The following is a 20,429-nucleotide window of genomic DNA, read 5'->3' as shown; positions in this document are numbered from 1 at the left end:
CCATTTCTATATTTCTAAAACTTGCTTAGATTTTGCACAAAATCTATATTAGAAATTAACCTGCAGTCTGGCAACGAGGGTGTCGTAGTTATCATCCAGGTTGTCATAATCTGAGTAGAGATAGGTAATAGCAAGTTCTGTGTTGGTGGCGATCATGTAAGAAGCCCATACATTGAAAGCTGTGATGTCATCTGTGGCAGTATTGTCATCTTCTTCAGGAGTAAAATAACCAACTTTTGCACCAAGAGACAATGCATCCATTACATTGAATTTACCAAAAAGGGTAATTCCCTGAACACCTGCGTTGGCACCAGTGGGATCAAAGGCATCAGCGTTGGCAAAGGCAGAGATATCTGCATCAAAGGGAGTGTTGGAAGCCATGGGAACAAAGGACCACCAGTTACACAGGCCGGTCAGCTGTTGCTCGTCAGCATCATCAGTACCCAATGCATAGAGAAGTTCTCCACCCATGCTGAAGGCATCACTCAGGTTGGCGGCAGCTTTCAGATAAAACTGAGTACCCACATAATCAACGGCACCGTCAGCGGTGTCACCGGCAGCAAAAGCAAGCTCTCCAGTCAAGTCAACCATTCCCAGTGAAGCACTTCCGTTGAAACCAAACATGGTGGCAGAATCATCGACTGCACTGTTGTCATCACGTGTGATGGCAAATAAATTAGTGGAAAAAGCATCTGTGTCATAGCTGAAATTCACTGCATAAACATCGCTGTCATCAAAGGCACCATCATCGTTGGTGCTACCGTTTTCAGTCTCTTTGATGTAGATAAGGGAAGTTTTTACAGGCATTTTCAAGGTGAGTTTAACTGCCGTAGCGTTGGCATCCAGTACCTGCAGGATACCCAGGCCAAGATATTGCTGTCCAGCTCTCAGTGACCACATTTCTTTGTCAATGTTTAAATAACCACGATCAATGTCAAGGGTGTTTTCTTTGGTTGCCCGGGGACGTGTGATTAAACCATTATATGCAACACCCCACTGACCTTCACCATAGTCTGCTCTAAGAACGGCATAAACATCATCTGCAACATTGATTTTAGTTTTGATTCTAAAGCGTTGATCCCACCAGCTGGCATCAGAGCCGTCTGTGTAATTGTCGCTCCAGGCGCGAACACGCATGGAACCGGAAAGGGATACTCTGTCATCGGCATAAGCCGGGGCAATAAACATTGCCATGCATACCACAGCAAAAAGTGCAATAGCCAGTTTTTTCATCTTCGTTTTCCTCCTACAAAAAACTAAGGTGATTTCGCTTTTAAGCGAATAAATAATAGCCTGATCCATATAAAATATTTATATCATTCATGGAACCAAGCGCGAAGCAAGCGCGAAGGATGATCATAAATAATCACCCTGATTTAAATTAAACTGCCTGATACCGATATCAGCCTTTGGGAAGAATGTCAAGCTGTAAAAAAGTGAAGTTTGATATGTTATCGCTGGCAAGGGTAATATGCTGTGTACTTTAATCCTAATTGTCTTGGGAAACAATCAGATCGTAGGCCACAAGCCTGCTTTTTGATTTTGATATTACGGTATCACCTTCTTCTGTCACAGTGGCAACCACCAATTCATCAATGCCGTCGTTGTCGAAGTCCGCCACCAAAAAATCGGAAATCCGTCCCGGCAGAGGAGATGTTTTCCAGTTTGAAATCATATCAGTTCCTTTCCAGGAGTAGCTTTCTAATACCCCCCAGTCATAGGCCTTTGAGTTGCTTAATATCCCCATTGTTTTGTCATGATTAGTGGCAGAAAGTATTTCAATATTGCCGTCTCCATTCATATCATGGATGCGTATACGCAGTGGAAAAAATTGAATGTCCTGGTCATCGTCTGCATGTGCTTTGGGTAAAAAAAACATTGACATGGTGCCTCCGGAGGCCTCTCTATTTCGCCAGAGCAGTGTTCCGCTTTCGGTGAAAAGGCTCAGATGTTCTATGGTATCGAAGGCTGCCGTGGAAAAATGTTTGTTTTGATTATCTTTTTTGATGGCAACACCAAGGACATTGGCAGTTTTTCCTCTTAAAATAATGTTATGGGGGACATAATTGCCATTGTGATATTGCATTTCATAGACAGGCGCTGTCAAAATATCAGCCTTTTTTTTCCGTTGTTCCTGACCTAATAAAAGCGGTTTCCCTGATGTTTCTTTTGAAATTCGGTAATACCAGGGAATGCCGGTTTTAACGGCAGGGTATGACTTGCCGTTGAACTCGAGTATGTAAGAGTTTGCCCGGTTACGATCAGAGTTCAGGCTGGAGATGAAAATCTCCGGCGTTCCGTTGTTGTTGATGTCACCAATGTCTATTCCCAGTGGATGGGAAAATTTTGCTGTGGGAATTTGTGTGGTTTTCACCATACGGTTGTTCAGCATTTGATAGATGATAATGGTTTTATTTGTTAGAATAACCGTTTCCACAATGCCATCGTTGTTCACATCACCCACATCCATTCCTATGGCCAGAAGGGGAAGGGGTGGGGTCTTCCAGAATCCGGTACTTGAGTCAGGGGAGCCCGTTGTTTTGAAATTGGGGTTAAGTGTGGATTTGTTGTTAGAGGATGCCGCAGTTTTGAAAATAGGGTTTGGGGCTGTACTTTTGTTTATGGAGTTGGATGAACGGGGGGGGCTGGGCAGTGTCTGGGGTGTGCCAGAAAAATTGTAGTCCAATTGTCGCTGGAATACCTGTTCATTCACAGTGGTGGCAAACCGATTGATCTCTGGAATCACCCCGCCCAATGAATTGCTCTGGCCAAAAAAAGTAATGGGATCTATTTGGCCGGTGATATCCCTTAAAGTGGCATCAATGCTGGCGCTTTGCCCAATAACCGTTATGCTTCCAGAAATGATATAATCTGCTTTGAGCTTTCCTCCGGCCAGTAATGCCAGGCTTTCGCCCTTAAATTTTCCCAGCCCTTTTATCGTATCGTTAACGGCAGCTTTATCCACGACAACAACTTTATCTTTCCATGATAGCCGGGAATTCAACATGTCCTGAATGCCGGTTTTAAGAAATTCAAGGTCGTTTTCGGCATTGATTTCAAAGGGGATGATTACCACCTGTGCGGGGGGGGCGGCAAAGGCTGTGTTAATAAAGATCGACACGGAAAAAATAAATATGAATATCAGAGAAATAATGAATGTCTGTTGTTTTGTTTTCAAGGGCTTACTCCTAAGCGGAATTTAGGTGAGAATCCAATTTGTTCTTAAATCTTACATGCAGTATTTGAAAGATTTTATAAAATTTAAAGACTTTGAATTTATACACATTATTTAAATTTTCTGCAAGGATTAATCAATGCTTTAAATAGCTGGTTCCACTATATTTGAGGGGGGATGGGGGAAATTATGTCCAAAGTGTTTGCTGTGTTTTCGCAGCTCTCCTTGAAGGTGATGCCGTGATTTTTAGTTTTGACTAATAATCGGTAATAATTATAAAAATACGAAAGTTCTTTATGTAAAAATTTTTGATTTTATAAGAAAATAACAATGTTTAGTTGTTGAAAACGCTTGACAAATGTTGGGCAGGTGTTTATGAAACACTATGGTGAAAAAATATCGTTTGTCATCAAAGCTGGGTTGTGAATCTCTAATCCCATGATTTTTAATCAATTTTTAATTACAAAAAATATGTAAATATTGAACATTGTTGATGTTTGGATGTGAAATGTTTGGGGAAATATAAATGGTGATTATTTTTGTCATGGTCACCAATATGCATGCCTGTTATCCCCAATCAACACAAACTATGCCCCATTCGCCAGAGAATTTATTTTAAGAAGAGAACCATTGCTTTAAGGTCAGTCTCCAAAGATAGAAAAATTATTTTAACACACAATTGAGGCGTTAATAATGATGGCTTGTTCGTAAACATTTAAAGACGAAAGGAGGAAAAATTTAACCAAAAGGTGTTGATGATGTTTTTTTGTATTTGAAAGACAAACATGAATTTTCGTTTCCAATAGGAGGGAAATGTCAATGAAAAACCTTGGGAAATTTATTTCGCTGCTGACGGTACTTTTGCTTGTAAGCGCCATGCCTTGTTTTGCCGCACAAAATCAGTCAGATCTTGACAAACAGCTGAAACTTGCCGATGACATCACAAAGGAAACCATTGTGGGACCGGGAAGTGTTCAGGTGACAACAGGCAAAGATATTCTAATGAGTTTTGGTGCCACAGCCAGAATTATACCCACATCTGAAAGTGATTGGGATTTTGGTGTGGCAGACAGTGATGCTGTTAAGTCCGGCGGCCTCATGTATGGTGCTCTTGTAGGAGATTTTTTTAGGAGTCATGGTAACGAAAGCGGGACTGTGCAAGACAGTTATATCCGCACCGAAGCAAAGATGTATTTTAATGCCATGCCCAAGGACAGGGCCTGGAGTTTTTACGCGGCCCTGGAATTTGACCGACCCATTGATACTGCATCTGTTGACTCAAGAGGTGGAAAATCAAATGATTCCAGTAATTTTGGTCTTGAGAGGCTGCATTTAACCTATGCTCTTCCCATGAACATGCGCCTCCATGCCGGATGGGATATCTGGCACATGGACGCTTTTGAAGGCGCTGCCATGGTCTATGGGGATGATAATCCCGGCTTCTGGATCACAGGAGAAAATGATACCGTCAGTTATAATGTGGGTTACTTTAAACTCATGGAAAATGATTTCCAAAATTCCCCTGTTGATATGCAGGACGGTGCCAATAACGATCGGGACCTTTATGCAGGTTATGTTGCATGGCAGATGAATGATGCGCATAAGTTTCAATTTTTGGCTGCCTATGACAGGATTAGAGATGTTGTTGCAAATGATCTGGCCGGTGCCATGGGATCTCCCTTTGGTGTTGTTGGGGATGCCCCTGACACAGATTCTTACCATGCGGGTGCATATTGGGTTGGAAAATTTGGTGCTCTGGAAATTTTTACGGAAGCTGTTTATCAATTTGGTTCAGCAGATAATACCGGCCTTGGTAGCACGGTTGGACCTGATCGTGCAACTGTCCTGGAAGAGGATTATGATATAAATGCCTATGCTTTGGCCGGTGATATCTCTTATGAATTTAAAGGAAAGTTGACTGACTATCCCCTGAAACCCCATCTGGGTTTTATGTATACATCCGGTGACGATGATCCTTATGATGATAAATTGGAAGGTTATAACGGCGTTGACAATGCCCAGAGATTTTCCAGCAGATGGGGTGGTGAAAACACCATTATCGGTGATACCAACTTGATGCTGGGTACAGCTCTTTACGGTTATATTCCTGAATTTTATGGTAATGGAACCCCTGTTACCACGGGCGGACTTCAGAATTTTGCGGGTAATGGCAATGGACGGGGCGATAATCCCGGTTTGACCCTCATCAGCGCAGGCATTACAGTGGCCCCCAAAAGATTCCTTATTTTTAAAACTAATATCAATAATTTCTGGTGGAATGAAGATATTTATGTAACCAATATGGTTGATCCTGTTGATGCAACCGTAAATGGCGCTCACAAAGTAGACGCCGGATACGTGGGAACAGAATGGGACAATGAATTGACCCTTGCCACCAGCAAACACTCCTTTATTAAAGCCCAGGCGGCTTTTTTCTTTCCCGGGGAAGTCATTGAGGATTTGACCGAGGCCTTGACAGGAGAATCTTCTGATGAAATGGCCATGCGATTGGCCGCTGAATTTATTATAAATTTTTAATAATTCCAATGGACTGAATAAGCGTTTTTTTAATTTTTTCTTTGTATACCGGAGCTTTTATAACATAACTTCCGCGGGTAGACGCCATTCAAACCCCGGTCTGTCCACAGCAAAATATGAAAAGTTGTCCGGTTTATAAGGCTTATTCTTTAAAAAATAGGGCCTGGTTCTTTTGGAATCAGGCCTTAATTTTTTGAAGAGCTTCAACCTGAATATGTTAAGCGAACAGGATTTTGCCTTGACATGTAATGGGGCGGGTGTCAGATATGTCGTGGTGTCGGTAAAATTTTCAGCAACAACTATAATTACCAGAAGGAGGCGGCAATTTTTCCCCTGGGTTGAACATTTGGGGCGTTCTTTGTCGATTTTTTATGAAATTCAATTCAATTTTTGCCTGTTTTGTTTTTTTGTTTTTTTTCTGCTGGGGCTGCGCTTCAAGTCCGGATATTGTTACCTCAGATAAGAAAAATTCCACCGGCTATTCAAATGCCCAGATCAGAGAAGTAACCATTGATCAACCCAATTTACTGTCAGGGGATTTTTTTCGGCAAAGAACACAGACTAAGGTCATTGCTGATGTAGATTCCAGTGCCGTTTCCAAGGTTGACAACGATATTCCATCAAATCAGGAGATGCTTGAAAAAAAGGTCAATGACCTGCAGAGCGAAGTGGCATTGTTAAAGGCTGATTCTCCAAAACCGGTTCCAATATTACCTGAAAAAAAATTGCAGAGCAATAATCAGCCCCCGGAAAAGAGCCTTTTAAAGCTGAAAACAGGCTTGCTCATTGACAGAGGCCGGGTCCGGGCAGACACGGTTACAAAGATATCCCGGGCAGCACACAAATTTGTGGAGTCCGGTGAAATTGTTCTTGTGGGTAATGATGAGATATATGAGATTCTTGCCCAGAACAATGCGCTTGAAAGTAAAGATTTGTACCGGACATCAGGAATTTTAACGGTTTACCCCGGTATCCGCATGCTTGTTCTGGTGGAGAAATTCACATTGCCAGATGTGTTTCCGGGTGAGGCAAGTGCCGTGGTTTCCATGGTTGACGCCGGATTGTTTTACAGGTACAGGCCGGTGAAATTTGAAATGCCTGTAAAAACAGATGCGGACGCGTCCAGGTTTGTGGAGAGTATTGTGTCTGCAACTTTTACCCGGGCCATTGAGTCAAGTCAGACTACACAGTGGTTCTGTCGGGTGTTTTCCAGCGAAGAGGACCTTATCTATATCAATGCCGGTGAAAAAACGGGGTTGGAAAAGGAGATGCTGTTAAAGGTAAGTTCTCCCGGTAAACAGATTAAATCCCCTGGAGGCACTCCGGCAGGATGGATTCCGGGAAAGCTGAAAGGCGTTTTAAGGGTGGAGCGCTTTTTTGGAAAGGATTTTGCGGCCTGTTCCATTGTTGAAGGGGAAAAACCCACCGTATATGATTATTTAATTCAATGACATACAAATCAGCCGCGTTCCCGGATATTTGCGGGAAAACGACCACAGCTGCATATCCGGTGTTTTGAATATCCCGTATCCCGGCCAAATGATGCTTGCAATTTTTAGCTTAATGTGAAAATCCCGGCCCTCTGGGTCAGGATTTTTACGTGTAATATAATTTTGTCATTTCAGCCGGGACACAGGTGGTTGAAATTGTCCTGCCCCCCCCCTTTACCAGAATTTCCAGAAGGGTTTTTTGATCTCTTCTTCTTCCTCTTCAAGGTCATCCATTTCCAGATCAATATCCCGGGAAGTATCTGCTTCCACTGCGGAAAAAGTTTCATCAGGATATGCGGGCGGTTTCTCTTTTTTCCAGAATTGCCAGAACGGTTTTTCTGTGGGAGGAGCATCTTCCATGGCCTGGGGAATTAATTTTTCCGGGTTGGCCCGGGTTAGATCTTCCTTTGCTGAGGTCTGCGCTTTGCCATCAATCAGCGTGGTTGTTCTGTTAAAAACAGATTTATTTATTTGGGCAGCAATGGTGCTGATTTTGCCAATGATTTCGTCCGGGGTGGTGGCCTGGTCAAAAAAAGTCTGCATGGGTGTTTCGGATCTGTCTGTGTGTACGGCTGTATCCAGGCTGAAGGTGCCTGCAAATTCTGTTATGCTTCCGGAAACAATATAATTGGCGTCTGTGTGTTCAAAAATCGATGTAACCAGAGGGGGGCCTGATAGCCCGGGTGTTTGTTTGATTTTATCCAAAATGGTTTTTTCCGGAATGACCACGACTTTTTCTTTCCAGGCAAGCCGGGAGGATAGCATATGGGAGATTCCCTCCCTTAAGTAGGACAGGTCTTGCTCTGAATTAATGCCAAAGGGAATGATCGCCACCTGTTGCACCTGGGCCCTGGCCGAAAAAATTGGACAGCACATGAAAGCAATGAGAAAAAAGACGGTCAGGGGAACGGATTTTAAAAACCGAAATAAAATCAAAAGAAACTCCTGTTATAGAACATTATTTTAAATTTGGGCGTAAATATTGGCCGGTGCCCCATCTTTTGCTTGAATTTTAGCAAATCTCCTGCCATTGATGTGCCGGGCAGTTTCAAACCTTGGGTTATGGGGCAGTGGCTATATTTTTATATTGCCAACGCGAATATTCGCATTGGGGTTGGTCATAAGCCGGGGCACGGCCATTATCGGTGAAATAAAATTTTGCCAAGCGTAAAATGTTGTAATTATATATGATTAGTACTTGGTGTTCCAATTTTATCACACAGTGGCCGACGTTATGACCAAGCCCTTCCATTTAAATGTCATAGATTTTGTTTTAAAAGGCTTGTGACCACTTTGGGATCTGCCTTGCCTTTGGTTTGTTTCATGATCTGTCCCATGAAAAAGCTGAACAGTTTTGTTTTTCCGTTTTTATAGGCATCATGCTCTTTGGGGTTGGCTTCAATGACTGACATCACAATGCTGTCAAGTTCTGACTGGTCTGACACCTGCTCCAGCCCTTTTTCTTTCATGATGGCAAGGGGGGCTTTGTCTGAAATTATCATCTCTTCAAATACGGTTTTGGCGGTTCCGGCATTGAGTTTACCTGCTTCCACGAGTAAAAGCAGCTCTGAAAGCTCCGTGGCCGATACAGGGATGGTTTCAATGGCAAGTCCTTGGCTTTTTACAAGTCCCAGCACCGGTCCCATGATCCAGTTGGCTGCCTGTTTTTTGTCTTTTAAATTTGCGGCGGCCTCCTCGTAGTAGTCCGCCAGCTGGCGGGAGCCTGTCAAAATCCCTGCATCATATTCCGATAAGCTGTAATCTGCGATAAAGCGTTGCTTTCTGGCATCGGGCAATTCCGGCATCTCTTTTTTTACGGCATCAATCCATGTTTCATCCACGATGAGGGGGACCAGGTCGGGATCGGGAAAATAACGGTAATCATGGGCATCTTCCTTACCCCTCATGGATCGGGTGACATTTTTATTGGGATCCCATAAACGGGTCTCCTGAATTACCTTTTTGCCCTCTTCAAGAATATAGGTCTGTCGTTGAATTTCATGGCGGATGGCTTTTTCAACGTGCTTAAAGGAGTTGAGGTTTTTCAATTCCGTGCGGGTGCCAAATTCTTCCTGGCCCACCGGGCGCAGTGAAATGTTGGCATCACATCGAAAACTTCCCTCCTCCATATTACCGTCACAGATATCTATGTATTTAAGGATGGCATGGAGTTTCCTTAGGTAGGCCCCTGCTTCTTCTGCGGATCGCATGTCAGGCTCGCTGACAATTTCCACCAGGGGAACTCCGGTGCGATTCAGGTCCACCATGCTTTTGCCCCGTCCGGGGTCATGGATGAGCTTTCCGGCATCCTCTTCCATGTGAATGCGGGTGATGCCGATGCGTTTGGGATCAGCTCCTTCGGGCTCCACCACAAGATGACCGTGTTCTGCTATGGGAAAGGCATATTGAGAAATCTGGTAACCCTTGGGAAGATCTGGATAAAAATAATTTTTTCGGTCAAAACGACTTTCCCTTGCAATGGTACAGTCCGTGGCCAGGGCGCTCTTGATGGCAAATGTGACTGCCTGACGGTTTAGCACAGGCAACACCCCGGGCATGCCGGTGCACACCGGGCAGGTGTTGGCATTGGGTGGGGCACCAAAGGTGGTGGGACAGTTGCAGAAAATTTTAGTTTTGGTTTTCAGCTGGGCGTGAACTTCAAGTCCTATTACAGGTTCAAAGAGCATTATTAAATTATCCTGTTATCTTGTGTATTGAAGGCTTTATATCTATGACTTTTTGGGTCATTGTTGTGGTAAACGGGTTGGGCATGACGATAAATTTTAAAAAACGCATGAAAAAATCAAATCATGCCAAGCCTTTCTTATAGCGCTGATGATTTGATTTATCAATACTAATTTTTTGTGTTATAGTTAGCGGATTTTTGGACCGACGTTGATTTGTCGGGAGTTCCTTGTAGCTGCCATGGGTAGACCGCATTCTGATCCGACTTTGCCCACAACAAAGCATGATACGCTGTCCGTTTTGGCGTGGGATTTCTTTTATATGAAAAGGCAGCCTCTGAGACAAGCTAAGGCAGAGCCGCCCCCCCGATGGGTAATAGGAACCGGACAATTGAGCTGTCTACAGTTCCGGTCCGGGCCCATTGCCCGTCGGGGGGGCGGCGGTATAATACCATTTGGCTCCGCGTCTACGGCCCTATATTTGTTGTGTCCGCCGGGAAATGCCCGTTATATGAAATTTTCCCCAAATCGGAGGCGTAATTCAAGCTTTGTTGTGGGCAGAACCGGATCAGAATACGGTCTGCCTGTGGCAGTTATAAAAAACAGGATAAACGAGGCAGGTTAAGTGAAGTTTTTTTTGTGTGTGATGGGGATGGTAATGATCATTGAGGGCTTGCCCTATTTTGCCTATCCTGAAAAAATGAAAGAAATGATGATGATTATAACAACGCTTCCCCATGACAGTTTGAGGCGTTTTGGTGGAATATTAATGATTTTGGGGCTGGGGGTGGTTTACCTTGGTAAATGTGTGCTTTAATGTATTTGATTTCTGATTATACCTATCATCTTCCCCAGGAGCAGATTGCCCAGCAGCCCATGGATCATCGGGGGGCTTCAAAATTGCTGCATCTGAATCGAAGCACCGGTGAAATGTCCCATTATTCCTTTGATCATCTGTTGTCTATTTTAAGGCCGGATGATCTTTTGGTGATCAATGACACCCGGGTTATTCCGGCCCGCCTGAAAGGTGTTAAAGAGACCGGAGGAAAGGTGGAGGTGCTCATAATAGATTACAATGCCGGAATGGATTGTCTGGAAGAAAATGGATACTTTCAGTGTGAGTGCATGATCCGGGCATCCAAAAGCCCCCGCAGGGGAACCCGGCTTTTTCTGGGTGCCGGTATTACGGCCCGGGTTGAAGGGGCGGATGCCGGTCTTTTTATGGTGCGTTTTTTTTGTGATACTGATTTCAGAACGGCCCTGGATGCTGCAGGGGAGATCCCCCTTCCTCCTTATATATTGCGCAATGACACCACGGACCATGATCGGGACAGAAAAAATTATCAAACGGTTTATGCGGCCCGGGAAGGGGCTGTGGCTGCTCCCACCGCCGGACTTCATTTCACCCGGGAACTCATGGAAGGCCTGGAAAAAAAAGGCGTTGAGTTTGCAAAAATTACCCTGCACGTGGGGCATGGCACTTTTGCCCCGGTGAGGGTGGAGGATATCCGGGATCACCAGATCCATTCGGAATTTTTTTCCATCACCCGGGAAACGGCCCGGCGTATTAACCGGGCAAAGGATGAGAACCGTCGTATCATTGCCGTGGGTACCACCAGTGTCCGTACCCTGGAATTTTCTGCCAAAGAGACAGGACAGGTAACCCCGGGAAGTGGCATGTGTGACCTTTATATTTATCCGGGATATCAGTTCCGGGTGGTGGATGCCATGGTGACCAATTTCCATTTACCGGAATCCACATTGCTCATGCTGGTATCTGCCTTTGCCGGAAGGGAAACCATTTTAAAGGCCTATCGGGAAGCAGTGGAACAAAAATATCGATTTTTCAGTTATGGCGATGCCATGCTGCTGGAGTGATTAAAAATGCTGACGTTTGAAATAGAAAAAAAAAGCACCGACTCCCGGGCACGCACCGGCAGTATCATCACCGCTCATGGTGAAATCCCCACCCCGATTTTTATGCCCGTGGGCACATTGGGCTCGGTGAAAGCCGTTTCCGTGGAGGAGTTGAAACAGTGTGAGGCCAGGATTATTCTGGGGAACACCTACCATTTATACCTTCGTCCCGGCTGTGAGGTGATGACCCACATGGGTGGGCTTCATAAATTCATGAACTGGGATCGCCCCATCCTCACGGACAGCGGCGGATTTCAATTCTTTTCCCTGGCAAAATTGGCAAAATTTTCCCGGGAAGGGGTGAATTTTCAGTCCCACATTGACGGGTCCCGCCATCTGTTTACCCCGGAAAAGGCCGTGGACATTCAAATGGTGTTAGGGTCTGATATCATGATGTCCCTTGACTGGTGCATTCCATATCCGGCCAATGAAAAAGAGACCATGGCAGCCCTGGAAAAAACCACATTGTGGGCCCGGCGGGGCAGGGACCACTGGCTGGAAAAAGGGGGGGTAAATAATCTGTTCGGCATTGTCCAGGGCGGAATGTACGCCCACCTCCGGGCATTGTCTGCCCAACAGCTCATTGAGCTTGATTTTCCCGGATATGCCGTGGGGGGCTTGAGCGTAGGGGAACCCACAGACCTGATGTATGAGATGGCTGATCACACCGTGCCGTTGCTGCCCCATGATAAACCCCGGTATGTCATGGGGGTGGGAACCCCGGAAAATCTTGTGGAGATGGTGGGCATGGGAGTGGATATGTTTGATTGTGTCATGCCCTCCAGAAATGCCAGAAACGGTCAGCTTTTCACGGGTCGGGGTACCATAAACATTTCCAATGCCAGATTTCGCATGGATGAAAATCCCATTGACGACGCCTGCAACTGTTATGTGTGTCAAAATTATTCCCGGGCCTACCTGCGTCATCTTTATAAAACCAGGGAGTTATTGTCTTATAGGCTTAACACCATTCATAATCTTCACTACTATTTAAATTTAATGGAAAGGATTCGTCAATCCATCAAGGCGGATCAGTTTTCGGCGTTTAAAAAAGAGTTTTTCTCACAATTAAACCATAAGGAGCTCAACAGATAAAATGATTGCGTCCAAAATTGAACAGGCCATGACAACATCTTCATGGATTCGTAAAATGTTTGAAGAGGGAACCCGGCTCAAGGCCATACACGGGGAAGACAATGTGTTTGATTTCAGTCTGGGAAATCCAAACCTGCGTCCCCCAAAAGCTTTTCATGATGCCCTTGAAACCGCCGTTGCCCAGGGAAAGGAACAGGGACATGGATATATGTCCAACGTCGGGTTCCCCCATGTTCGTGAAGCCATCGCCAAAACATTGAAAGTACAGCAGGCAAAGGATGTCACTCCTGAAGACATTGTGCTCTCCTGCGGGGCTGCCGGTGGGCTGAATATTGTGTTAAAAGCCCTTCTCAACCCCGGTGAAACCGTTCTGGTGCCGGCCCCTTTTTTCCCGGATTATCATTTTTACGCCCTCAACCATGGCGGCACCCTTGAAACGGTTGCCACCCGAGAGGATTTCACCCTGGATATGGATGCCTTTGATGCGGCCATCACCGAAAAAACCAGGGTGGTGATCATCAACTCCCCCAACAATCCCACGGGTCAGATCTATTCCCGGGAAAGCCTGGATGCATTGGGTGTTCTTTTGGAAAAAAAGAGCCGCCAATATGGCCGGGAGATCTATCTGGTGTCTGATGAGCCCTATCGTAAGATTGTTTTCAATGACACAGAAGTCCCCCCGGTGTTTGCAAGTTATGCCAACACCATTGTGGTCAGCTCCCACTCCAAAGATCTTTCCCTTGCCGGTGAACGCATCGGGTGCGTGGTGATCAATCCTGATCTTACCCATAAAAAGGATATGCGCAATGCCCTGGCCCTGGCCAATAGGGTCTTGGGATTTGTCAATGCCCCGGCCCTGATGCAGCGGGTGTTGCCCTTTTTGCAGGATGCCAGTGTGGACATTGATGCCTATCGACGCAAACGAGATATTTTTTGTGACGGCCTCACCGATGCCGGATATAATTTCACTGTTCCCCCGGGGGCATTTTACATTTTTCCCTCCTCTCCTGTGCCCGATGATGTGGCCTTTGTAAAGGCGTTGCAGGATGAGTTGATCCTTGCCGTTCCCGGAAGGGGCTTTGGTGGACCCGGGCATTTCAGGCTGGCTTTTTGTGTGGCCGATGAGGTGATTGAAAATTCACTTCCCGCCTTTAAACGGGTGATGGAAAAATTTTAAGGAGGATCTCCTTTGCATGAAATGGGAATTGCCCAGCAGATGATCTCCATTGCCCTGGAGGCCATCCCCAAAGATTTGCCGGATCCCAGGGTGGAACAAATGAATTTGCGGGTGGGGCGACTGGCAGCAGTGGTGGAGGACAGTTTGCGATTCTGCTTTGAGATTATATCAAAGGATACCTGTCTTGAAGGGGCAAAGCTTGTCATTGAAACGGTGCCGGTGAAGGCACGATGTCGCCGATGTCACCATGAATGGGAGGTTGAAGATGTGGTGTTTACCTGTCCTTCATGTGAAAGAGGTGAGATTGAAGTGCTTTCCGGCAGGGAGCTTGAAGTGGCATCCCTGGAGCTTGCCGATTAAATTTTTGACTCGTTGGTCACAGGTTTTCCAGTTTGTCATCATATTATGTGTTTCTTTTTATGTGTTTCTTTGAAATTGAACAGATCGCACATGGTATGAAAAATGAGAACTTCGGACCCATGGGTTCTTTAAGGAGCGTTGTTATATGGAAATTAATATTCAAAAACGGGTGCTGGAAGCCAACGAGAGTATGGCAGATAAAAACAGACGTCTGTTCAGGGAAAAAGGGGTGTTTGTCCTGAATATGATGAGCTCTCCGGGTTCTGGAAAAACCGAAACACTTTGTAAAACATTGCAACGTCTCATGCCGGAAGTGGCCACAGGCGTCATTGTGGGGGATATTTGCACCCGCAATGATGCTGATCGCCTGGAAGCCACAGGGGCAGCCGTTGTTCAAATTAACACCGATGAATTTGGCGGGGATTGTCATCTGGCAGCCCATCTCATTGAAAAATCGGCCCTGACCATGGATCTTGAGGCTTTGGACCTTCTTATTGTTGAAAATATCGGGAATCTGGTATGTCCTGCAGAGTTTGACATTGGTGAAAATGCCAAGGCTGTTGTGCTCAGTGTCACCGAGGGGGAGGATAAACCTTTAAAATATCCCCTGATGTTCCAGGTGGCAGACATTGCCATTTTAAATAAAATTGACCTCTTGCCCTATCTTGATTTTAATGCCGCAGAGGCGGTGGATAACATGAAAAAAGTTCATCCGGGGCTGCCGGTGTTTGAGCTGTCCGCCAAAACCCAAGAGGGGATGGAACCCTGGGTGGCATGGCTTAGGGATTCTGTGGCAAAAAAAGGATAAGGATCGCAGATGAAATAACTTGAGTAGAAATAGCGCAGAATTTTGGTTCATCTACAAGGCGCATTAAAGGTAAGCCTATTTGGCCTTTGATGGGCCAAAAGGCAAGCTATTTCGCTCAAGTTATAAGATTTGCGGTCCTAAGTATTAATGATTCACCTGGGTATTGATACGTTCAGAAAGGAAAATTTATAAAAGCGACTGATAAGGACCCCCTCGCTTATTTGCCAACAATTTAAGTTTCTCAAGTTTAAATAATGTTTAGGAGGGCTTTTATGATGCGGAAAAAAGCACAGTTTGCAGGTTCGTGGTATCCGTCTGGTGCCAGAGAATGTCAGCGGGAAATTGAAGCGTTTGTTCAGTGTGAAACGGTTCCCGAAGGAGATTTTCAGTGTGGTATTGTGCCCCATGCCGGGTGGTTTTTTTCCGGCGGCATTGCCTGTCGGGTGATGGCTACCCTGGCCAAAAGCAACCGGCCGGACCTGGTGCTTGTTTTTGGTATGCACATGCACGGGCATGACTCCCCCCGCATTCTGGCCCGGGGGGGATGGGAAACGCCCCTGGGGTCCCTTGACGTCCATGAGTCCTATGTCCGGGAATTGTCAAAGAAAGTGGCATTTGAACAGGATACCCCCCACACCTTTCCCGGGGATAACACCATTGAGGTGCAGCTGCCTTTGATTAAATATTTTTTTCCCAATGCCACCATGGTACCTGTGGGTGTGCCGCCTTCACCTGTTGCCCAACAACTGGGCAGAGCTGCTGTGGCAGTTGCCGCAGACATGGGTCTTGATACGGTGGTGCTGGGCTCCACAGATTTAACCCATTATGGTGAAAACTTTGGGTTTACCCCGGTGGGTACCGGTCCTGAATCCCTGGAATGGATGGAAAAGGAAAATGATGCCAAGGCCCTTGATGCCATTTTGTCCATGGACGGGGACAAGATCCTTTACCAGGGAGAGAAACACCGGAACATGTGCTGTGCCGGTGCTGTGGCCGCAACAGTGGCTGCGGCCACGGCCATGGGCGCAGTCAAGCCAATGAGGCTGGACTACGCCACAAGTTATGACAAAAGTCCCGGCACCGATTTTGTGGGGTACACAGGCGTGTTATTCGGGCAATGATTCAACGTAATCCATGGCTTTTTTGATCCGGTGGATGGTTTTGTTTTTTCCCAGGGCCAGGATCATTTCAAAAATTCCCGGGCTGACCGTGGTGCCGGTGAGTGCCACCCTCAGGGGCTGGGCAATTTTTCCAAATTTAAGCTCTGCCTCTTCCATGACCTTTTTTAATGCATCCTCAAGGTTTTCCTGGGTGAATTCATCCAGGGCTTCCATGTATCCGGCCGTGAGTTCCAGTGTGGGAAGGGTGGCTTTTTTCAGGAATTTTTTTGCGGCTTTTTCTTCCAGTTCCACCTCTTCCTTAAAGTAAAATACTGCACTTTGAGCCATTTCCACCAATGTTTTGCTCCGGGGCTGGAGGGTCTCAATGGCCAGTTCCAGGGCCGGGCCTTGTGCCACTGCGATTCCCTGTTTTTCAAGAAAAGGAATTAACATTACAGCCAGTTCTTTTGGTGTTGCAGCCTGGATGTGTTTGGCATTAAGGGCTGTGAGCTTATCCATGTCAAACATGGATGGTGATTTGCCAATGTGGTCCAGGGAAAATTTTTCAATGAGATCTTTTCTGGTGAAAAATTCCTGATCCCCGAATGACCATCCCAATCGAACCAGATAGTTGAGCATGGCATCGGGCAGGTACCCCATGTCCCGGTATTCACTGACGGACATGGCGCCATGTCGTTTGCTCAGACGGGCCTTGTCTGATCCCAGCACCATGGGCACATGGGCAAAAAGGGGAAGCTCTGCGCCCAATGCCTTGTACAGCAGGATCTGTTTGGGGGTGTTCACCAGGTGGTCATCCCCCCGGATGATGGTGTTAATGCCCATGGTCAGGTCGTCCACCACCACGGCCAGATTGTACATGGGGCTGCCGTCACTTCTCTGGATGATAAAATCATCAAGTTCACTGTTGGGAAAGGAGGTGTTTCCCTTTACAACGTCCTCCACAACGGTGGAACCTGTTCTGGGGGCCTTGATCCGCACCACCATGCCGGGTCCGGGGGTAAGATTTTTGTCTCGACATTTTCCATTGTACATGGGTTTTTTTCCGGCAGCCCTTGCCTCTTCTCGCATGGCGTCCACCTCTTCGGAGGTGCAGTTGCAATAATAGGCATGGCCTGAATCCACAAGTTTCTGGATGTATTCCTTATAAATGTCATATCGCCGGGTCTGAAAAAAAGGACCTTCATCCCAGTCAATGCCCAGCCATTCAAGGGATTCAAAAATGGCATCCACAGATTCCTTGGTGGAACGGGCCTGGTCGGTGTCTTCTATTCTCAAGACAAATTTACCGCCGGTTTTCCGTGTGTAAAGCCAGTTAAAAAGGGCTGTGCGTGCCCCGCCGATATGCAGATATCCCGTGGGGCTGGGGGGAAATCGTGTGATGATTGTGTCCATTGTATCTCCATTTTCAATATTTGTTGTGTCCGTCAGGACATGGGTATTAACGATGTTGTTGCGCCCATGGGTACGCGGCATTTTTCTAACACAACAGGGGGCTTTGGGCAAGCCGGAATAAAGTCAAATGATTATTTGCTTGACAATTTGATGGATTTGATTTAAATAATTTTGTTTACTGTGATAATGGTATAATATATAAATTTTTAGACAAATTAGATAGTTAGGAGAGTATGAAATGGCGGTACCCAAACAAAAATCATCCAAGAGTCGAGGCCGAAAAAGACGTACCCATCAGAAAGCAGCTGTTCCCACAATTTCTGTGTGCCCCGAATGTCAAGAGGCTAAGCTTCCCCATGCCGCCTGTCCCGAGTGTGGCGCATACAAGGGAAACAATGTGAAGGCCGTTGAATCTGAAGAATAATTTCAGGGTTGTGTTGTTGCTGTTTTTTCGCCACCCAGGAAAAAGAAGAGGTTGCTGAACCCCATGAGTGTTGCAATAAAAGTAAAGAAGATAATCGCAGAAAAACTTTCCGGCATTGACCTTGAAGATGTGGTTTCTGACGCATCTCTTGTGGATGATCTTGGCGCCGACTCCCTGGCTCTGGTTGAGTTGATCATGTCCATGGAAGAGGCCTTTGACATGGAAATTGATGATGATGATGCTGAAAAAATGGTGACAGTACAAGATATTGTGGCCTATGTTGAGGGAAAATCATGACCTGCGCAACTACGGCTTCCCCGCAAAAGGGTGAAAAAAAAGATGTTATCATTATCGGCAGTGATCATGCTGCCTTTGAGCTCAAAGAAAAGTTAAAAACGTTTCTTAAGGAGCGTGGTCTGGAAGTTGAAGATGCCGGTACCTATGATGAAACATCCATGAACTATGCGGATATTGGGAAAAAAGTGGCAGGGGCCATATCGGATAACACCTATGCCCGGGGTATTTTACTGTGTGGAACCGGACTTGGCATGTCCATGGTGGCCAATCGCTTTTCCAACGTCAGAGCTGCCCTGTGCAGTGATATTTTTTCTGTGCGCATGAGCCGCTGCCATAATGATTCCAACATCCTTGTGATGGGGGGACGTCTGGTGGGGGATGTCCTTGCCTGTGAGCTGGTCCGGGAATGGCTTGAAACCCCCTTTGAAGGGGGGCGACATCTGGACCGAATCATGAGTTTTTGATAACTGTCACGGGCATACCTTGGCATGCTTCATTTTTCAGTTTACACTTTTCAGAAAAATATACCCATTTCCCGGGAAAAATTAATCAAAAAGTGTAAACTACTTTTGAAAATGTATGCAAGATGCCCATACCTCATGCTGTTTTCCCTGATGCTTCGGCGGTGACTGTGATCCAGGGAGAAAATACACAATGGCCTTTAATGAGGCCATTAAACTTTTGATGAAAAATTGTGAAAAAATGGAGAGTTAATAATGTCCTGCATTGAAGCGGTTGATTCCGATGTGGCCGGGATAATAGCCGATGAACTGTTGCGTCAAGAGCAGGGGCTGGAGCTCATTGCTTCGGAAAATACTGCAAGCCGTGCTGTTATGGAAGCCCAGGGATCTGTTCTGACCAATAAGTATGCCGAAGGCTATCCGGCCAAAAGATATTACGGCGGTTGTGTAAATGTTGACAGGGCTGAGTCCCTTGCCATTGATAGAGCCAAATCCCTTTTCAGTGCAGAGCATGCCAATGTACAGCCCCACTCCGGTTCCGGGGCCAACATGGCAGCCTATTTTGCACTTCTAAATCCCGGTGATACAGTGCTGGCCATGGACCTTTCCCATGGCGGACACCTGACCCACGGCAGCCCGGTGAGCTTTTCCGGCCGCCTGTTTAATTTTGTTCATTATGGGCTCTCTGCCACCACCCAGCGCATTGATCTCAATGAAGTGGCAGCCCTTGCGGCAAAGCACAAACCCCGCCTGATTGTGGCAGGTGCCAGTGCCTATCCGCGGATTCTTGATTTTAAAGGGTTTGCACAGATTGCAGCGGATAACAATGCACTGTTCATGGTGGATATGGCCCACATTGCAGGTCTTGTGGCCGCCGGACTGCATCCATCCCCTGTACCCTTTGCCGATGTGGTGACCTCCACCACCCACAAAACCCTGAGGGGGCCACGGGGGGGAATGATTCTTTCCCGGGAAGCCCTGGGCGCTAAAATTAACAGTCAGATTTTCCCCGGTATCCAGGGAGGACCTTTGATGCACATCATTGCCGCCAAGGCTGTTGCATTGAAAGAGGCCCTTGATCCCGCATTTAAGGTGTATCAGCAAAAGGTTGTGGAAAATGCCGCAGTGCTGTCCGAGACATTGATGGCCAATGATGTTCAATTGGTGTCCGGTGGAACCGATAACCATCTCATGCTGGTGGATCTCACCAATAAAGATATATCCGGTAAAGATGCGGAATATAAGCTGGGTCTTGCCGGTATCACTGTGAATAAAAATGCCATTCCCAATGATCCCAGAGGCCCCATGATCACAAGCGGTGTGCGCATGGGAACCCCTTTACTCACCTCCCGGGGCATGGGAAAAGAAGAGATGAAAACCGTGGCCCGTTGTATCTGCGATGTGCTTGACGGACATGTGGACCCCGGAAGCATTAAACCCAGGGTCCTGGAATTGTGTCAACAGTTCCCTTTGTATGAAAACCGGTGAAC

Annotated in this window: 18 protein-coding genes; 13 read left to right on the top strand and 5 right to left on the bottom strand. The window is 46.3% G+C overall.

Annotation, left to right across the window (positions count from 1 at the left end):
- Nucleotides 1-48: 48 nt before the first annotated feature.
- Both B9A32_RS10850 and B9A32_RS10845 read right to left on the bottom strand, forming a co-directional pair.
- Nucleotides 49-1,233, bottom strand: a complete 1,185-nt coding sequence (locus tag B9A32_RS10850; RefSeq protein WP_084069313.1) for a hypothetical protein — start codon at nt 1,231-1,233, stop codon at nt 49-51.
- A gap of 256 nt (nt 1,234-1,489) precedes the next feature.
- A complete protein-coding gene (locus B9A32_RS10845; RefSeq protein WP_084069311.1) occupies nt 1,490-3,178 on the bottom strand; it encodes an FG-GAP repeat domain-containing protein in 1,689 nt (562 codons plus the stop codon).
- Between the two features lie 810 nt (nt 3,179-3,988).
- Between B9A32_RS10845 and B9A32_RS10840 the strand changes: the two genes are divergently transcribed.
- Entirely contained in the window at nt 3,989-5,713 is a 1,725-nt protein-coding gene (locus tag B9A32_RS10840; protein WP_139795793.1) for an autotransporter outer membrane beta-barrel domain-containing protein, read from the top strand.
- Nucleotides 5,714-6,084: 371 nt separating this feature from the next.
- Complete coding sequence (locus B9A32_RS10835) at nt 6,085-7,164, top strand: hypothetical protein (protein WP_139795792.1); 1,080 nt, start codon at nt 6,085-6,087, stop codon at nt 7,162-7,164.
- A 213-nt stretch (nt 7,165-7,377) separates the two neighbouring features.
- On the opposite strand, the gene B9A32_RS10830 is transcribed toward B9A32_RS10835, so the two are convergent.
- Both B9A32_RS10830 and gatB read right to left on the bottom strand, forming a co-directional pair.
- The gene (locus B9A32_RS10830) at nt 7,378-8,139 is read right to left on the bottom strand and encodes a hypothetical protein (RefSeq protein ID WP_084069306.1); all 762 of its coding nucleotides are present in this window, start codon (nt 8,137-8,139) and stop codon (nt 7,378-7,380) included.
- 323 nt (nt 8,140-8,462) lie between these two features.
- On the bottom strand, nt 8,463-9,890 hold the full coding sequence (gatB, locus tag B9A32_RS10825) for an Asp-tRNA(Asn)/Glu-tRNA(Gln) amidotransferase subunit GatB (protein WP_084069304.1): 1,428 nt from the start codon (nt 9,888-9,890) through the stop codon (nt 8,463-8,465).
- 643 nt (nt 9,891-10,533) lie between these two features.
- Between gatB and B9A32_RS10820 the strand changes: the two genes are divergently transcribed.
- The 7 genes from B9A32_RS10820 to amrB all read left to right on the top strand — a co-directional run bounded on the left by B9A32_RS10820 (nt 10,534) and on the right by amrB (nt 16,365).
- Nucleotides 10,534-10,704, top strand: coding sequence for a DUF2065 domain-containing protein (locus tag B9A32_RS10820; RefSeq protein WP_332308509.1), 171 nt, complete (start codon nt 10,534-10,536; stop codon nt 10,702-10,704).
- Nucleotides 10,704-11,765 carry a tRNA preQ1(34) S-adenosylmethionine ribosyltransferase-isomerase QueA gene (gene queA / locus B9A32_RS10815; RefSeq protein ID WP_084069300.1) on the top strand — a complete coding sequence of 354 codons (1,062 nt, stop codon included), beginning with the start codon at nt 10,704-10,706 and terminating at the stop codon, nt 11,763-11,765. Before B9A32_RS10820 ends, queA begins: the two co-directional genes overlap by 1 nt.
- Before the next feature lie 6 nt (nt 11,766-11,771).
- On the top strand, nt 11,772-12,899 hold the full coding sequence (gene tgt, locus B9A32_RS10810; protein WP_084069299.1) for a tRNA guanosine(34) transglycosylase Tgt: 1,128 nt from the start codon (nt 11,772-11,774) through the stop codon (nt 12,897-12,899).
- A gap of 1 nt (nt 12,900) precedes the next feature.
- Complete coding sequence (locus tag B9A32_RS10805) at nt 12,901-14,076, top strand: pyridoxal phosphate-dependent aminotransferase (protein WP_084069297.1); 1,176 nt, start codon at nt 12,901-12,903, stop codon at nt 14,074-14,076.
- Nucleotides 14,077-14,097: 21 nt separating this feature from the next.
- On the top strand, nt 14,098-14,436 hold the full coding sequence (gene hypA / locus B9A32_RS10800; RefSeq protein WP_332308506.1) for a hydrogenase maturation nickel metallochaperone HypA: 339 nt from the start codon (nt 14,098-14,100) through the stop codon (nt 14,434-14,436).
- A gap of 145 nt (nt 14,437-14,581) precedes the next feature.
- A complete protein-coding gene (gene hypB, locus B9A32_RS10795; protein ID WP_084069293.1) occupies nt 14,582-15,244 on the top strand; it encodes a hydrogenase nickel incorporation protein HypB in 663 nt (220 codons plus the stop codon).
- 272 nt (nt 15,245-15,516) lie between these two features.
- Nucleotides 15,517-16,365 carry an AmmeMemoRadiSam system protein B gene (amrB, locus tag B9A32_RS10790; protein ID WP_084069291.1) on the top strand — a complete coding sequence of 283 codons (849 nt, stop codon included), beginning with the start codon at nt 15,517-15,519 and terminating at the stop codon, nt 16,363-16,365.
- On the opposite strand, the gene gltX is transcribed toward amrB, so the two are convergent.
- Nucleotides 16,351-17,757, bottom strand: coding sequence for a glutamate--tRNA ligase (gene gltX / locus B9A32_RS10785; RefSeq protein WP_084069289.1), 1,407 nt, complete (start codon nt 17,755-17,757; stop codon nt 16,351-16,353). The genes amrB and gltX overlap by 15 nt on opposite strands.
- A 238-nt stretch (nt 17,758-17,995) precedes the next feature.
- On the opposite strand from gltX, the gene rpmF reads away from it, so the two are divergent.
- From rpmF to B9A32_RS10765, 4 genes are all read left to right on the top strand, one after another.
- On the top strand, nt 17,996-18,181 hold the full coding sequence (gene rpmF, locus B9A32_RS10780) for a 50S ribosomal protein L32 (RefSeq protein ID WP_084069287.1): 186 nt from the start codon (nt 17,996-17,998) through the stop codon (nt 18,179-18,181).
- Nucleotides 18,182-18,244: 63 nt separating this feature from the next.
- Nucleotides 18,245-18,478, top strand: coding sequence for an acyl carrier protein (gene acpP, locus B9A32_RS10775; RefSeq protein WP_084069390.1), 234 nt, complete (start codon nt 18,245-18,247; stop codon nt 18,476-18,478).
- Complete coding sequence (gene rpiB, locus B9A32_RS10770; RefSeq protein ID WP_084069285.1) at nt 18,475-18,942, top strand: ribose 5-phosphate isomerase B; 468 nt, start codon at nt 18,475-18,477, stop codon at nt 18,940-18,942. Before acpP ends, rpiB begins: the two co-directional genes overlap by 4 nt.
- A 252-nt stretch (nt 18,943-19,194) precedes the next feature.
- Nucleotides 19,195-20,427 (top strand): serine hydroxymethyltransferase, encoded by a 1,233-nt coding sequence (locus B9A32_RS10765; protein WP_084069283.1) that lies wholly within the window; start codon nt 19,195-19,197, stop codon nt 20,425-20,427.
- The last annotated feature ends 2 nt before the right edge of the window (nt 20,428-20,429 follow it).

The sequence above is a fragment of the Desulfocicer vacuolatum DSM 3385 genome, assembly GCF_900176365.1.
GTDB lineage: Bacteria > Desulfobacterota > Desulfobacteria > Desulfobacterales > Desulfobacteraceae > Desulfocicer > Desulfocicer vacuolatum.
The sequence above is the reverse complement of the archived record's forward strand: the minus strand, read 5'-3'. Positions and strand labels throughout refer to the sequence as shown.